General features: G+C 48.6%; 14 protein-coding genes. All 14 read right to left on the minus strand.

Annotated elements, in window-relative coordinates; genetic code table 11:
- Positions 1-103: 103 nt before the first annotated feature.
- The 14 genes from smpB to HMPREF3090_RS03325 all read right to left on the minus strand — a co-directional run bounded on the left by smpB (position 104) and on the right by HMPREF3090_RS03325 (position 15993).
- A complete protein-coding gene (gene smpB / locus HMPREF3090_RS03260) occupies positions 104-568 on the minus strand; it encodes an SsrA-binding protein SmpB (protein WP_067976385.1) in 465 nt (154 codons plus the stop codon).
- A 12-nt stretch (positions 569-580) separates the two neighbouring features.
- Positions 581-2956 carry a ribonuclease R gene (gene rnr / locus HMPREF3090_RS03265; RefSeq protein ID WP_070485918.1) on the minus strand — a complete coding sequence of 792 codons (2376 nt, stop codon included), beginning with the start codon at positions 2954-2956 and terminating at the stop codon, positions 581-583.
- Positions 2953-3717 (minus strand): alpha/beta hydrolase, encoded by a 765-nt coding sequence (locus tag HMPREF3090_RS03270; RefSeq protein ID WP_067976389.1) that lies wholly within the window; start codon positions 3715-3717, stop codon positions 2953-2955. The genes rnr and HMPREF3090_RS03270 overlap by 4 nt, the downstream gene beginning before the upstream one ends.
- 232 nt (positions 3718-3949) lie before the next feature.
- Positions 3950-4177, minus strand: coding sequence for a preprotein translocase subunit SecG (gene secG, locus HMPREF3090_RS03275; RefSeq protein ID WP_067976391.1), 228 nt, complete (start codon positions 4175-4177; stop codon positions 3950-3952).
- A gap of 109 nt (positions 4178-4286) precedes the next feature.
- Positions 4287-5489: an acetylornithine transaminase gene (locus HMPREF3090_RS03280; RefSeq protein WP_070485920.1), complete on the minus strand. Its 1203-nt coding sequence runs from the start codon at positions 5487-5489 to the stop codon at positions 4287-4289.
- Positions 5490-5502: 13 nt separating this feature from the next.
- Positions 5503-6690: a bifunctional glutamate N-acetyltransferase/amino-acid acetyltransferase ArgJ gene (gene argJ, locus HMPREF3090_RS03285; RefSeq protein WP_067976392.1), complete on the minus strand. Its 1188-nt coding sequence runs from the start codon at positions 6688-6690 to the stop codon at positions 5503-5505.
- A 10-nt stretch (positions 6691-6700) separates the two neighbouring features.
- Positions 6701-7576, minus strand: a complete 876-nt coding sequence (gene argB / locus HMPREF3090_RS03290; RefSeq protein WP_067976396.1) for an acetylglutamate kinase — start codon at positions 7574-7576, stop codon at positions 6701-6703.
- Between the two features lie 12 nt (positions 7577-7588).
- The gene (gene argC, locus HMPREF3090_RS03295) at positions 7589-8626 is read right to left on the minus strand and encodes an N-acetyl-gamma-glutamyl-phosphate reductase (protein WP_067976398.1); all 1038 of its coding nucleotides are present in this window, start codon (positions 8624-8626) and stop codon (positions 7589-7591) included.
- A complete protein-coding gene (argF, locus tag HMPREF3090_RS03300; protein WP_067976400.1) occupies positions 8619-9632 on the minus strand; it encodes an ornithine carbamoyltransferase in 1014 nt (337 codons plus the stop codon). The genes argC and argF overlap by 8 nt, the downstream gene beginning before the upstream one ends.
- Before the next feature lie 903 nt (positions 9633-10535).
- Entirely contained in the window at positions 10536-11834 is a 1299-nt protein-coding gene (gene eno, locus HMPREF3090_RS03305) for a phosphopyruvate hydratase (protein ID WP_070485922.1), read from the minus strand.
- 30 nt (positions 11835-11864) lie between these two features.
- Positions 11865-12626, minus strand: a complete 762-nt coding sequence (locus HMPREF3090_RS09530; protein ID WP_083272361.1) for a triose-phosphate isomerase — start codon at positions 12624-12626, stop codon at positions 11865-11867.
- A 3-nt stretch (positions 12627-12629) separates the two neighbouring features.
- Positions 12630-13823 carry a phosphoglycerate kinase gene (gene pgk, locus HMPREF3090_RS03315; protein ID WP_070485924.1) on the minus strand — a complete coding sequence of 398 codons (1194 nt, stop codon included), beginning with the start codon at positions 13821-13823 and terminating at the stop codon, positions 12630-12632.
- Between the two features lie 82 nt (positions 13824-13905).
- The gene (gene gap / locus HMPREF3090_RS03320) at positions 13906-14898 is read right to left on the minus strand and encodes a type I glyceraldehyde-3-phosphate dehydrogenase (RefSeq protein ID WP_067976407.1); all 993 of its coding nucleotides are present in this window, start codon (positions 14896-14898) and stop codon (positions 13906-13908) included.
- A gap of 51 nt (positions 14899-14949) precedes the next feature.
- On the minus strand, positions 14950-15993 hold the full coding sequence (locus HMPREF3090_RS03325; protein ID WP_070485927.1) for a sugar-binding transcriptional regulator: 1044 nt from the start codon (positions 15991-15993) through the stop codon (positions 14950-14952).
- Between the last annotated feature and the right edge of the window lie 88 nt (positions 15994-16081).

The raw sequence follows: 16081 nt of genomic DNA on the forward strand, positions 1-16081 counted from the left end.
GACATAAAATCGCCTTTCCAAAAAGAAAAAGCCGGGCTCAGCCCAGCTTGAAAATCTATTTCGAAAGGCTAGTCCGGCAGAATTGCCTGCCCTGAAGAAAAGTCTAGCGCACCTTGAGGGCCCGTTGGATGTCGCGTTTCATATCGCGTTCCTTGAGGCTCTGGCGTTTGTCGTAGCGTTTCTTCCCTTTGGCTGTGCCGATAAGAACCTTAGCAAAGCCCCGTTTGATATACATTTTGAGGGCGACTAAGGTGTAGCCGTCCCTTTCCGTCGCCTTTTCTAACTTAGCGATCTCCCGCTTCTTCAAGAGCAGTTTGCGCCGGCGCATAGGATCAGGGTTGTAGCGGTTGCCCTGCTCATAGGGGCTGATATGGCATTGGTAGAGCCAGACCTCCCCCCGTTCAATCCGGGCAAAGGCGTCCTTTAGGTTAACCTTGGACTGGCGGACGGACTTAATCTCCGTCCCCGTCAGGACAATGCCGCATTCGACAGTATCTTCAATGGTGAAATCGTGGTTGGCCTTGCGATTTCGGGCCACCACATGACTGTTATCTTTTGCTTTAGCCATTTGATAGCTCCTTTACTTTTGACGTTTACGAATCTTAAAATCTCCCTGGCCTTTGTGCTTATGTTGGGAAGACTTTTTGCCTTTCTTGCCTTTTCCATGTTTCTTCTTAGGATGACCCTTCTTGTCCTTCTTAGGGGACTTGAAGTCTTTAGGCTTGGCCTTGTGGTGCTTGCCCTTGCCTTTCTTCTTAGCTTTAGACTGGCCAGCTTGCTGGTCTTTACCTTGCTTGGACTCAGCCTCCTCTTCTACCAAGCGGAAGTCCAGTTGCCGGGAGTCCACGTCCGCATTGATCAGTTTCACTTCAATCGGATCGCCAATCTTGAAGGTCCGTCCCGTCCGTTCACCGATCAGAACCAGGTGACTTTCTATGAAGTTATAGTAGTCATCTTTGAGGCTGGAGACATGGATCATGCCCTCAATGGTATTCTCCAATTGGACAAAGAGGCCAAAATTTGTGACCGAGCTGATAATGGCTGGGAAGGTCTCGCCCACCTTGTCCAACATAAATTCGGTCTTCTTCAGGCTATCCACTTCTCGCTCAGCATCCACACTGCGCCGCTCCCGCTTGGACGATTGCTCGGCAATCTCACCTAAATTTTTCTGGGTCGACGTATTACTTTCATGGTTAGCATACTGGCGGATAAGCCGGTGGACAATCAAGTCCGGATAGCGGCGGATAGGCGAGGTGAAGTGGGTATAGTCTTCCGCTGCTAGGCCAAAGTGACCCAGAGCTTCGGTATCATAGTGGGCCTGCTGCATGGACCGGAGCATCATCATCTTAACGACAGGCTCATAGGATTCGCCCTCAATCTTCTTGAGGATCTGCTGCAATTCCTTAGGCTTGATATCAGAAGAAGTCCCCTTGACCTTAACCCCCATGGCCGTCACGAATTGGAGGAAGTTCTGCATCCGGTCCATATCGGGATGTTCATGGACCCGGTAGATAAAGTCTTTCTTAGCTAGGGTGTAGTGTCTAGCAACCGTCTCATTGGCGGCCAGCATGAAGGATTCAATCATCCGCTCACCCAGGCCACGCTCACGGAGCTGGATATCCACTGGGAAGCCTGTCTCATCCACAATGATCTTAGCTTCCGATGTATCAAAATCAATGGCGCCCCGGTGCTTACGTTTAGCTTCTAAGATATGGTGGAGGTCTGCCATTCCTTCTAACATGGCCACGATATCTTGGTATTGCCCACGCAAGTCTTGGCCCTGACCCGAGAGGATGGCATTGACATCAGAATAGGTCATGCGGTGGTCGGATTGAATGACACTTGGCCCAATCTGATAGTCCGTCACTTGACCCGTCTTAGACAAGGTCATCAAGCAGGACATGGCCAGGCGGTCCACCCCTTCTTGGAGGGAACAGATCCCATTCGATAAGCGTTGGGGCAGCATGGGAACCACCCGGTCAGTCAAATAGACAGAGGTCCCCCGGTCGAAGGCTTCCTGGTCGATCGCAGAGTTTTCCTTAACATAGTAGGAAACGTCCGCAATATGGCCCCCCAGCTCATAGCCCCCATCCACTAAAGTTTTGAGGGAAATGGCATCGTCCAAGTCCTTGGCATCGGCCCCATCGATGGTGATGGTGAGCTGGTCCCTTAAATCCATCCGCCCCTCTAAATCCTCGGAGCTAATCGTTTCGGAGACAGCCTCGGCTTCCGCCATGACCTCTTCTGGAAATTCATGGGGGATGTCAAACATGGCGAGAACCGCCAATATATCCGTTCCCGGCGCATCCTTGTGGCCCACCGTTTCCTTAACTAGAACCCGGCAGGTCATCGCCAATTTGGCTGTTGGATAGGCGACAATCTCGGCCCGGACAATCTCCCCTTCAACAGGCTTGAGGCCCTGGTCCGTCACTAGGCAGGTCATTTGGCCCAAAGAGTGGTTGAGCGGCTTGATATAACCGATCGCTTGGTATTTCTTCTGGTCGTCATCGGAGAAGGGATAGAATTCCCCAACAACTTGTTGGTTGGCCCGTTCCAGGACCTGGTTAATCTTACCCTCGGCCGACTTATCTTCCCACTCCTTGGCTTCCTGGGTGATCTCAACTTGGACTGTATCCCCATTCATCCCCCCATTGAGGTCCTTGGCAGGGATAAAAATATCGCGTTCCATATTCTCCACACTCACAAAGCCGAAGCCCTTCTTATTCACTGAGAGCCGACCGGTCAGCTGGTCATAGTCCTGGCTTAAACCGAGCGTCCCGTCTTCTAGGATCACAATCTCGTGCTGGCGCTCCAATTCCGCTACCAGGTTGACAAAATCTGTAAAATCCTTTGCCGCATCATAGCCTAAAAGCTTGCTGTAATCCGAAGCGGTCTGCCCCTGGTCACTAGTCTTTATGGCTTGTAAAAGTTGGTCTTTTACTTGTTCTTTATTCATGCCTTATCTTTCCAATCTAGTCCTTCTAAGAAATCAAGGACATCGTCTTCTAAATGTTTATGGTTACTGCCAACGGTGAGGACATGCCCTGCATCTGGATAAGAAACAAAATCAACCGTCTTACCCAGATCTTCCATATAGGCCTTGAGCTGGCTTCCCGCCGTCCCGTCGATTAATTCATCCTGTTCGCCCTGGGCAATAAAGAAAGACTTGTCCAAAGTCGTAAGATCCTGGCAAATTTGAGCGTTCATTTGGTCGATGTTTTCTAAACGCTTGGCCAACTTAGGCTGGATAGCCTGACTTTTGGCAGAAATTGCTTCTGGGTCTTCGCCTAATTGTTGCCAGACCTTCTTCACATAGGTCATGAAGGCTTGGGGGACCTGACTCTCGCTAATCGAATCGAGCATCAAGGGCGAGCTGAAGACCCCGCCTCCCAAGAGCGCGTCGTCATCTAAGAGCAGCCGGGTCGCGATGCTAGAGCCTAGCGACAGGCCAAAGACCGCAATCTCCTCATGACCGTCAGCACGCAGCTGGGCCAGCGCTTGCCGGCCATCTTCAATCCACTGGCTGCAAGGCGTGTCCACTAATTGGTCGACATCTGTTGTAGCGTGGCCCGTAAAGTTAGGGCCTAGCACCGTATAATTCTCCCGGTTGAGTCGGCGACCGAGCATCCGTTGGTCATTAGCCGTTCCTGTATAAGCGTGCAGTAAGAGAACCGCACGGGGACCGGCTTTAAAATAGAATGGTCCAGGTAATTTCACAATACCCCTCCTCAAGATCTTTCACTTACTTTCATTTTACCGAAGACTGCCTAGGGAAAACAACCCATAGCCTTCAGGAAAAAAGAATGCTTCGATATTTTTAATTTAATTGCGATTATCGATGACTGTTTGTCGAGCATCGAGACGAGATCTTATCTAAATTCAAAAGCAGAACACATGCGAGGATTCCAATGCAAAAGAAAAACCAGGTTGAACCTGGCTCTTGTCAATCTTATGATGAAATTTTAGCAATTAATAATGCAATTACCATAAAAACAAAACCAAGTACAACGGTAAAACGGTTCATGGCCGCTTCAAAACCGCGGGCCTTCTTGCGTTTACCGACAGAGGCATCAGAACTCGTTAGATTGCTCGGATTATTCTTTGATGGTTGCACAATAACGACTAATATTAATAGAATCGCAATGACAATCATTGCTGTTAGTAAAATATCGTACAATACATCCCCTCATCTCATAAATAAAATTATACAACCCTTATTCTACCATAACTTGGTCTAGCAAACAATGCTTTCTCTTCAGATCCAGAGGTCTAGTCGGACAAAATACTTAAGCAGGCTGGAGCTCGCCTAAGACTTGGGCAAAAATCGCCAAAGCCTGGTCGCAGTCTGCCTGAGAAACATTCAAGGAGGGCAGGAAGCGGACCACATTACCTTTAGCACTCACTAAGAGCAGTCCTGCTTCATAACAAGCTTGGCAAAGATCTGCGACTGGTAAGCTGAGCTCAACGCCGAGCAGGAGGCCCTGACCCCGGACATCAACAATCCTGCCGACTTCTTGACGAATATGATTTAGGCCTTCCTGTAATTGCTTAGACCGTGCCTGGACATTAGCCAATAATTGGTCCTGGTCCAAAACATCGAGGACAGTGTTGGCTAAGGCGCAGGCTAAAGGATTGCCCCCAAAAGTGCTCCCATGGTCCCCTGCTTGGACACTGGCCTGGATCTTTTCTCCCGCCAGCAAGGCCCCAATCGGAAAACCGCCCGCTAGCCCCTTGGCCAAAGTCACCATATCCGCCTGTAAGCCATAGCCCTGACTGGCTAAGAAATGACCGGTCCGACCGACCCCTGTCTGTACCTCATCAATAATGAGCAGAAGGTCAGCTTCCGCTTGGAGGTCTTTTAAGGTCTGGGCATAGGCCTGGGTCATCGGATGGACCCCACCCTCCCCTTGAATCACTTCGACAATGATGGCGCAGGTCTCCTTGGTCACCGCTTGCTTGAGAGCCTGGCAGTCATTATAGGGAACATAGGAGAAGCCTTCGAGCATGGGCGCAAAAGGCGCCTGCAAGCTTGCCTGACCCGTTGCCGCAAGTGAGCCCATGGTCCGACCGTGGAAGGATTGTTGGCAGCTAATGATTTGAATAGCATTTTCGCCCTTGTGCTGGCGGCCCCACTTACGGGCTAACTTGATCGCCGCTTCATTAGCTTCCGTCCCCGAATTACAGAAGAAGGACTGGCCCAAGCCCGTCTTTGCGGCAAGTTTTTCCGCAAGTTCGATGGCGGGCATGTTCCAGTAATAATTAGAGAAGTGCATGCCGACTTGACCTTGGTCAGCTAAGGTCTGGACGAGGGCGGGATGGCTATGCCCCAGGGCGTTAACCGCAATGCCGGACATAAAGTCCAGATAGGCCTTGCCGTCCGCATCATAGACATAAGACCCTTCCCCCTTCACCATCACCCGGTCCTCCCGGTTAAATAAATTCAATAAAACCTCTTGCCCGCGTTGGCTCCATTCTGCTTGACTCGTCATCCAACCATCCTTTCTAGCTGCGGTATTCCGCATTAATCTTAATGTAATCGTGAGAGAAGTCACAGGTCCAAACCCTGGCCTGAGCCTGGCCTAAACCGAGACTTAAGTGGATCTGAATGTCTTCTTCATGGAGAATCTGCCGCGCCAGGTCTTCATCCATGCCTTGCCCCTGCCCAGCTTGGTAGGGGGTGATCGTTCCCCCTGCTGATGCAAAAGCAATGGTCAGGCGGTCCGGATCGATGGGCAGACCTTCGGCATAGCCAGCTGCGGCTAAGACCCGACCCCAATTGGCATCCTCGCCATAGAGAGCTGTCTTAACCAAGTTGGACGTGGCTACCGATTTAGCCACGGACACGGCCTGGTCTTCGTCTTGGGCGCCTTCAACGGCTACCGTGACAAACTTAGTCGCTCCTTCCCCGTCGCGTACAATCATTTGCGCCAAGTCGCGCATGACCACTTCTAAGTCTTGGGCGAATTGGTCGACATCAGCTGGACCTGCTTGACCGGTAGCGGCTAAGAATGCCGAATCATTAGTCGACGTGTCCCCGTCCACCGTAATCCGGTTGAAAGTCGTTTGGGTCACCTGGTGGAGGACCTTGCCGAGCTGGACCTGGCTGAGGTCAGCATCCGTTGCGATAAAGGCCAGCATGGTACCCATATTCGGATGGATCATCCCCGATCCCTTAGCCACCCCAGCAATTCGATAATGATCGAACTGGTAGGCCACTTGCTTGGTACAGGTATCCGTCGTCAAGATAGCCTGGGCAAAATCATCGGAAGAAGCCGTCCCGAGTTGACCGCATAGACTGTCGCAAGCAGAGACCAAGGGACTCACATCAAAGGCTTCCCCAATCACCCCTGTTGAAGCCATCAGAAATTCATCTTCGCCAATCTTTAAAGCCTCACACAAGCTAGCTTGACAAGTTTTTAAAGCTTCCCAGCCAGCCGGGCCATTGCAGGCATTGGCATTGCCACTGTTGACCGCGATTAACTTGAAACGCTTCGATGCTTCCAATTGGTCCTGGCAAAAACGAACCGGATGGGCTTGGACAGGATTTTGAGTGAAAACGCCCGCTACTTCCGCCCCATCGGGAAAGTAAATCAGTCCCATATCTTTCTTCTTATATTTAAAACCGAGATGGGCTCCGCAAGTTTCCAAGCCGGGAATACTGGCAAGGCCCTGGTTTAATACATCTCTCATAGCGCTCCTCCTATTCAATCATGGTGCCAATACCAGCATCAAAAAACAATTCTTCCAATAAGGCATGGGGTTCACTCCCAGAGATCAGGTGGACCCGGTCGACCCCAGCCTGGATAGCTGCAAGGGCAGCCTCGATCTTCGGCAACATGCCCCCGGTGAGAATGCCTTCCTCCTTAAGCTGGAGGAACTCGTCAATAGTCAGAGTCGAAATTAAGCTCTCGGGATCTTCAGGGTCGCGGTAGACGCCCTTGACATCCGTTAAGAGCACCAGCTTAACCGCTCCTAGGGCTTGGGCCAGCTGGCTAGCCACTGTGTCTGCATTGATGTTGTAGACCTGGCCGTCTTTGCCCACCCCTACAGAGGAAATAACCGGCACATAGCCTGCTTGGATAACTTCTGAGACAAGATCTGTATTAATCCCTTGCACCTGGCCCACATAGCCCGGGTCAAGAACTTTCCCCTCATCATTTCTTAGGGCAAGGGGACCGGCTTGGATCAGCTTGGCATCCTTGCCCGATAAACCGAGGGCACGTCCGCCCATCTGGTTAATCCGTTTGACTACGTCGCCATTCACCTGACCATCGAGGACCATTTCCACCACTTCCAAGGTCTCCTTATCCGTTATCCGGAGCCCCTGTTCAAAACGTGACTGGATCCCCATCCGCTCCAGAATCTTGCCTATGAAAGGCCCACCCCCGTGGACCACTACCGGCAGGATCCCTACCGCTTGCATGAGGACGATATCCTGGGCAAAGGCTAGCTTGGCCTCTTCATCGACCATGGCATGACCACCAAATTTAATGAGAACAATTTTTTGGTGGAACTGGTGGACATAAGGCAAGGCCTCAAGTAAGACCTGCACTCTTGCATCGCATTCTTTTGTCATGTCTTTCCTCCTTTAGGGCCAAACCGTCAGCTGGTCCAAGCCCAAGTTGGCAGGCCAATTAAATAAGAGGTTCATATTCTGAACCGCCTGGCCACTGGCGCCCTTCATCAAATTATCGATCACTGAGAAAATAATTAAGTGACCCGCGTCCGCATCAGCTGCTAGACCAATCTGGCAGCGGTTGGTCCCCCGCACTTGCTTGACTTGGGGCAGACTCCCTAAAGGCAAGACTTGGACAAAGTCAGATGCCTGGTAGGCGGCTTGGTAGTGCTGGTGGATGGCTGTCAAATCCTCACTGCCTGTCAATTTAGTATAAATAGTGGATTGGATGCCCCGAGCAATAGGCAGCAAGTGAGGCACAAATTGTACTTTAACTTCTTCTTTAGCAAAACGGCCCAGTTCAGCTTCCATTTCCGGAACGTGGCGGTGGGTCAAGGGCTTATAGGCCTTGAAGTTTTCCGTCATTTCCGCGTAGAGATTATCTAGGGATTCATTCCGTCCTGCCCCAGAAATGCCCGAGGCGGAAGAGATCATAATCGCTTGAAGGTCAACCAAACCCGCTTTCAGTGCAGGATAGAGCCCCAGCAAGACAGACGTCACAAAGCAGCCCGGATTAGCGACAAGTTGGGCTTTTTGAATGGCCTCAGGATAAATATCTGCTAAACCATAAACAGCCTGGTCTAACAAGTCGCCTCTTGGTGCTGGTTGCCCATAGTAGGCTTCATAAGTCGCCGGGTCTTTCAAACGAAAGTCAGCGCCCAGGTCGATAATCCGGATCTTTTCAAGGTCAAGATTTTCCACAATAGCCTTGGCATGACCATGGGGCAGGCAGATAAAGGCGAGGTCAGAAGCTTGGAGCTTGTCCAGGTCTAAGTTTTCAAAGGCTAAGTCCCCCAGGTCTACTAATTGGGGGAAGGCCTGGCCGATGACCTGGCTGGCATAGCTTCTGGACGTCACATGGGAGAGGGTAACTTGGGGGTGCTTGGCTAAGAGGCGTAAGAGCTCAAGACCGGTATAGCCATTGCCTCCGATTACCGAAACCTTAATCATGGAGAGCCCCTCCCTTCTCTAAGTGAGGCACGAAGAGGTGGCCGTTGGTAGCCGCCATGATGGCCTTAATCGAATGCATCCGGTTTTCGGCCTGTTGGAACTGGTAGGCGGCTGGACTCTTGAAGACTTCATCCGTAACCTCTAATTCGGATACGCCCTTGTCCTTAGCGAAGTCTGTCTGAGCATCGTGGAAGGCAGGTAAGCAGTGGAGGAAGATGCAGGTGGGGTCTGTCAGGTCCATCAAGTCTTGGTTGACCTGGTAGGCTTGAAGGTCAGCCAAGCGTTGGTCAGCCTCCGCTTCATCCCCCATCGAGATCCAAACATCGGTATAGATGACATGGGCCCCTTGGACAGCCTGCTTGATGTCAGCCGTCACGTCAATCTTAGCCCCTGATACTTTGGCCCGGTCTTGGACTTCAGCTAAGATAGCAGGATCCGGCTGGTAGCCTTCTGGCGCAGCCACAGTCACATCCACTCCGAGAATAGCGCCAGCCATCAAGAGACTATTGGCCATATTATTGGCCCCATCGCCGCAGTAGACTAACTTAATCCCTTGGAGGGTGCCGAAGACTTCCTTGATGGTCATATAATCCGCGATCATCTGGGTAGGATGGGAGACATCGCTCAAGCCATTCCAAACCGGTGCCGGTGAGGCCTCAGCCAAAGCTTCCACAATTTCCTGGCTAAAGCCCCGGTATTCAATCCCATCAAAAATCCGCCCGAGAACCTGTCCCGTATCGGCAACCGATTCCTTCTTACCGAGCTGGATATCCTTAGCCCCCAGGAATTCAACCGTCGCTCCCAAGTCAGCCCCCGCAACCGTAAAAGCAGCCCGGGTCCGCGTCGAGGTTTTCTCAAACAAGAGACAAATATTCTGCCCCTCCATGTACTTATGAGGAATTCCCGCTTGCTTCAGCCCCTTCAAATGAAGCGCAAAATCAATTAAATAAGTTAACTCTTCTTTTGTAAAATCTTTAATCTTTAAAAAATCTTTTCCTTGTAACATCTTGTGTCCTCCTTAAACTCAACACTTGCTTTCAAATAAAAAACACCACCCCTGTCCTTGGACAGTAGAGGCGGTGTGACCACGGTACCACTCTACTGGTAGCTTTAAGTAAAACTACCCAGAAGCCTAGCCCAGCCAGTCGCTCCTTATGAAAAAAGCCCCCTATCGTCCCAGACGATAAGAGGCGGAAAATTCCACGGTACCACTCTAATTCTTAGCTTGTCAGCTTCACTTAGTTAATGTTAACGCAATTTCTGCGGGTCCGGTTACTCATTTCACCAGCCATCTCAACAAGACGTTTCACAGTTAGCTTCTCACAACCCTTCCACCACCAGCTGCTCGCTTAAGAGAATAGCCCCTGCTACTTTTTGTTTCTTAGAATTTGATTAGTATTATTTAACCATTTTTTCATATTAAGGTCAAGCCTTTTTTATATTTCTTCAAAAAAAGATATAGCAGCGCCATCTCATTCCACTAGGCTTATAAAAATAAAAGTAGAATTATTAGCAAGTTTTATGAACAGATATTAAATTGTGAAGTCGCAACGCTGCTGACGCAGCCTTGAACTTCATCTCTGGCCAGCATACGATATCTGTAATCTCACGCTGTTCGAACAGCTATCGCATAAGTCGTTTCGCTCCAAGAGCTGAAGCTGCTCGAGCCGGTGCTATGCTTTAGCCGTTGGCGTTTTAGCGACTTACGGATAAAGTACAAGACGGCTTCAGCCGTGTTGATCCGCTGAACATTTAACGATCACTTTCAAGACGGAACGCATGCTCACCAGCACAATGTGTTTAATTAAAAAAGCCAGGCCCTAATGAGCCTGGCGCTATCCCGCTTGTCAGAAGACAAACAAGAATAGTGGATGAACAATTAACTTTTAAGTGACGGGAATCTCAGACCTTATTTTTTAAGGTTGTAGAAGGCTTTAAGACCTTGGTATTCAGCTAATTCACCTAATTCATCTTCGATACGGAGTAATTGGTTGTATTTAGCAATACGGTCAGTCCGTGATAATGAACCGGTCTTAATTTGGCCAGCGTTGAAGGCAACTGCGATGTCAGCGATTGAAGCATCTTCAGTTTCACCAGAACGGTGGGAAACTACGTTAGTGTAGCCTGCACGTTTAGCCATTTCCATAGCGTTGAAGGTTTCGGTTAAGGTACCGATTTGGTTAACCTTAATCAAGATAGAGTTAGAGATTTCTTCTTCAATCCCGCGGCTTAAACGTTCAGTGTTGGTTACGAAGAGGTCATCCCCTACTAATTGAACCTTGTCACCTAAACGTTCAGTTAAGAGTTTCCAACCTTCCCAGTCATCTTCATCCATCCCGTCTTCGATGGTGATGATTGGGTATTTGTTAACTAATTCTTCTAAGTATTCGACTTGTTCAGCAGCGCTACGAACAGCCGCACCTTCACCTTCGAAGGTTGTATAGTCATACTTGCCATCTTGGTAGAATTCAGAAGACGCACAGTCAAAACCGATGAAGACATCTTTACCTGGTTCTAAGTGAACAGCTTTGATAGCTTCGATAATGGTTTCTACAGCGTCTTCAGTCCCTTTGAAGTGAGGGGCGAAACCACCTTCGTCACCAACAGAAGTTTCTAAGCCGCGACCTTTAAGGATATCTTTAAGGGCATGGAAAACTTCAGTCCCCCAGCGTAAAGCTTCCTTGAATGAAGGAGCCCCAGCAGGAACGATCATGAATTCTTGGAAAGCGATTGGTGCGTCAGAGTGAGACCCACCGTTAACGATATTCATCATTGGAGTTGGTAGAACTTTAGCGTTGAATCCACCTAAGTAGTTGTATAGAGAAACGCCTAATTCATCAGCAGCCGCACGTGCAGCAGCTAAAGAAACAGCTAAGATAGCGTTAGCGCCTAATTTAGCTTTGTTTGGTGTACCGTCTAATTGGATCATAGTGTTGTCAATCCCAATTTGGTCTTGTACATCTAAACCAAGGATAGCTTCCGCAATTGTAGTGTTTACATTTTCAACTGCTTTGGTCACACCTTTACCGAGGTAACGGTCTTTGTCACCATCGCGAAGTTCAACAGCTTCGTATTCCCCAGTTGAAGCACCAGAAGGTACCATACCGCGGCCAAAGCCACCTAATTCAGTGTAAAGTTCAACTTCGATTGTTGGGTTACCACGTGAATCTAAGATTTCGCGTGCGTAAACATCAGTAATTAATGACATGCTTTAATTGCTCCTTTTTTTAAATTAAATTCATTTTACCATAAGATGATGGGCTTGCAAATTTTTAATGACAGCTAGCCAATCGTCATCTGACAGGGTCCGGTCATTGGAACAGACGCCGTCAAAGATGCCGTCAGCTAGGAGATCCAAGTCTAGCCCATCTAAAGCCTTAATGCTGTAGATGAGTTCAAGGGACTGGGCAATGGCCTCACCCGCAATCTCAAAGACCGTATCGCGGATTAATTGGGCCACCCTTTCCAGGGCTTGAGCCGAGAGCTCGTCCCCTTCTGCCCCTTCGAAGAGAATTAAGACTTGACCTTGTTCTTCTGCCGTCAAATTTGAATAAATCTGCCAAATCTGCTGGGCCAGCCAGACGCTCTGCATGTTCCATTCCCGACTAATCTGGGGAAGGCTTAGGCAGAGCACGGGACGAATACCGACGTCTAAGCAATTCGTAATCTTCCTAGACAAGTCGGAATCATCCTCCATGAAGGCTTGGCGACGACTAGCACTCCCAACTAAGCAATGCGTAATACCCGCCTGGTGAAGTTGGTAGGCCGTCGATTCACCTAATTCGGCATAGTCACTTTGAACCGAGCAGTTTTGGCTGCCCAGCGCGCATGCCTGAAACGCACTGGGGCAAAATTGGCTGATAAATATAGCAGGAAGGAAGTGGATATGCTGGACGCCTTCCGACTGGCCAAGGATCCGGTCGACTCCAGCGATAGCTTGGTCAAGCTGACGCGCGGAAGTCGCGGCTTGGCAGATCCTTCCTAGTATAAGCTCAGGCAAGGTTTACTTGTTATCTAAAGCGGCAACAGCTGGAAGTTCAGCGCCTTCCAAGAATTTCATGGATGCGCCCCCACCAGTTGAGATGTGGGAGAACTTATCGCCGAAGCCAGATTTTTGGGCTGCTGCTGCAGAGTCCCCGCCACCTACGATAGTTGTTGCATCGTCAAGATGGGCAATGGCTTCGCAGACCGCATTGGTCCCTTTAGCGAAGGCAGGCATTTCAAATACACCCATTGGTCCATTCCATACCACTGTTTTCGCATCTTTAAGCACTTCTTTGAAGGCTTCAATAGTCTTAGGCCCGCAGTCTAAACCTTCCCAACCTGCAGGAATTTCATCCGCAGCGACTTCCTTAGTATTGGCATCATTAGAGAAGTCATCTGCAATGGTTACGTCAACTGGTAATACCAAACGGTCGCCAGCGCGTTCCATTAAGTCTTTAGCTAGGTCAACCTTGTCTTCTTCTAAGAGGGAATTCCCAACTTCATAGCCTTGTGCCTTGAGGAAGGTGTAGGCCATACCGCCACCGATCAATACCTTGTCAGCTTTGTCAAGCAAGGTTTCGATGACTTGGATCTTATCAGAAACCTTAGCCCCGCCGAGGATAGCCACGAATGGGCGTTTAGGATTTTCAACAGCATCGCCTAAGAATTTTAATTCTTTTTCCATTAAGAAACCAGCAACGGCTGTGTCAATGTTTGAAGAAATCCCTACGTTGGAAGCGTGAGCCCGGTGAGCGGTACCGAAAGCATCGTTAACGAAAACATCGCCTAAGGATGCCCAGTACTTGCCTAATTCAGGATCATTGCCACTTTCCTTCTTACCATCAATGTCTTCGAAACGGGTGTTTTCAAAGAGCAGAACTTCGCCTTCAGCCAAGTTGTTGATAGCATCTTCTAATTCTTTACCACGTGTTTCAGGAACGAAGGTTACTTTTTGACCGAGTAATTCTTCCAAGCGTTCAGCTACTGGACGTAGGGTCTTAGAAGCCTTGTCTTCTTCGGTCTTAACCTTGCCTAAGTGGGAGAAGAGGATTAATTTTCCTTGGTGCTCTAACACATATTTAATGGTAGGAAGAGCTTGGACCATCCGGTTATCATCGGTAATGGTTGATCCATCCATTGGCACGTTAAAGTCCACGCGCATTAATACTTTTTTCCCTTTTACATCGATATCTTCAATTGTTTTTTTAGCCATGCTAAACCCCTTTTCTATCCTTATCTACTTACTTTTAAAAAAACGGGAAGCGCGAAGCTCCCCGCTAGTTTAAAGATTTCTCTTATAGGTTAGCAAAGTGTTCTAAAGTAGAGATCATGTTGCTGGTGAAACCATATTCGTTATCATACCAAGCAACAGTCTTCACTAATTGGCCACCATCTGCATCCATGATCTTAGTTTGGGTTGCATCGAATACAGAACCGTATGGGTAACCAATGATGTCTGATGAAACAATTTCATCTTCAGTGTAATCGAAGGCAGTGCTTGAAGCAGCTTTCATAGCAGCGTTAACTTCTTCAGCAGTTACTTCTTTTTCAAGAACTGAGTAAAGTTCAACTTCTGAACCAGTGATTACAGGAACACGTTGAGCAGTCCCGTCGATCTTACCATCTAATTCAGGGATTACTTTACCTACAGCTTTAGCAGCACCAGTTGAAGCTGGGATGATGTTGTCAGCGCCAGCACGGTTCTTACGGCCACCTGGAGCATCTTGAGTTTTTTGAGTTGCAGTGTAAGCGTGGATTGTTGACATTAATGCACGTTTCACACCGAATTCTTTGTTCAATACATTAACCATTGGAGCTAAGCAGTTAGTTGTACATGAAGCTGCTGATACAATGTTGTCGTCTGCAGTTAAGATATCGTGGTTAACACCGTAAACGATAGTCTTAAGGTCGCCTTTAGCAGGAGCTGAAATTAAAACTTTCTTAGCACCAGCATCGATGTGAGCTTGTGCTTTATCAACTGATGTGTAGAAACCAGTACATTCAAGTACGAAGTCAATTCCTAAGTCACCCCAAGGTAATTTAGAAGCGTCTGCTTCTTCATAGGATTTGATTTCTTTACCATCAACAATTAAGGCATCTTCTTTAGCTTCAACACTGTAAGGGAAACGCCCTTGAGCAGTATCATATTTTAGAAGGTAAGCTAAGTCTTCGTTGTCAGTTAAGTCGTTGATTGCAACTACTTCTAAATCTGAACCTTTTTCTAAAATACGACGTAAAGCTAAACGACCAATACGGCCAAAACCGTTAATTGCTAATTTCTTTGCCATAATGTAAATTCCTCCTTGTAAGAACTACAACAGTTATACAACAATTTTATATCAATAGAGCTTGGCTCCATTTAATACCATATGACTTGCCCCTTCATCCGTAATTAAAACTAATTGCTGGGGGGCGATTTTGGCGAAGGCAGTAATCACATCTGCTTTGACTTCGCCACCGGCCACGAGAATGGGCCACTTAACTTGGTGGATATCTTCAATTTGAATCCCGATCCGTGGAACCCGGTATACAATCTTACCTTCCTTATCAAAGAAGCATCCAAAAGCTTCACCGATGGCTGCCTTGGACTTGATAAAGTCACAAGCCTTGGCATCCAAGTCGCGTCGCTTAGCCATGATATCCGCATTCCCTACACTAAAGATTAAGACATTAGCTTCCTTTAGCCGTTGCAAGGTTTTGTTAATCTGTGGCTCTTTGAGCAACATTTGATAAGTTGCTGTGTTCAAACTTTCAGGGGCGTAGAGTGAAATGCTCTGGCCACCCAAGAGTTGAGCGAGTCTTTCGCTGATGGTGTTGGGCTGGTTAGCCGCTTCATCTCCCATACCTCCACGCGCCGAGACGACGGTAAAGGACCGGCCATCTGTTAAAAGACGGTTGGAGAGATGAGGCACCACAGCTTGGACGGTCGATCCACCTGTCACAGCAATCACTTGCTGGCCCTTGTCCAGATGGTTAGCCAAGTAAGTTGACAAGGCTTGGGCCATCTTAGCTTCCGTCCCATCATCCAAGCCTAGAACCCCATTAACAATCAGGGCCGACTGGATACCTAGAAGGTCAGCTAATTCTCTTTCCAGGACTTGGATATCGGTTTCGAGTCTGAATAAACGGTGGGCAAGCGTAATTGCTTCCTCCCCTTTAGTAGTCAGGACCATGCCCGAGGCCAATTTCTCTAAAAGCCCCTGCCTGTCCAAGACGTCTGTCTCAGCTCGCACCCGTCTCTCCGTGAGATCCAAGCGCAAGGCCATGGTCTTACGACCCATGGGCCCCTCAGCTAAGAGCAAACTCAGCATCCGAATCCGCAAGCGGTAAGTTGTGTGTAGCTCTGGAACCACATCTTCAATTAGACTTAAAGATAGATCCATAAGCTCCCTCATTTCTTTGGACAGTTATTGTCCAGGTAGACAATTTCTGACCAAGTGTCTGTAAAAAAATTTGCGATCAATTTCTTTA

The organism is Aerococcus sp. HMSC23C02, from assembly GCF_001806805.1.
Lineage (GTDB): Bacteria > Bacillota > Bacilli > Lactobacillales > Aerococcaceae > Aerococcus > Aerococcus sanguinicola.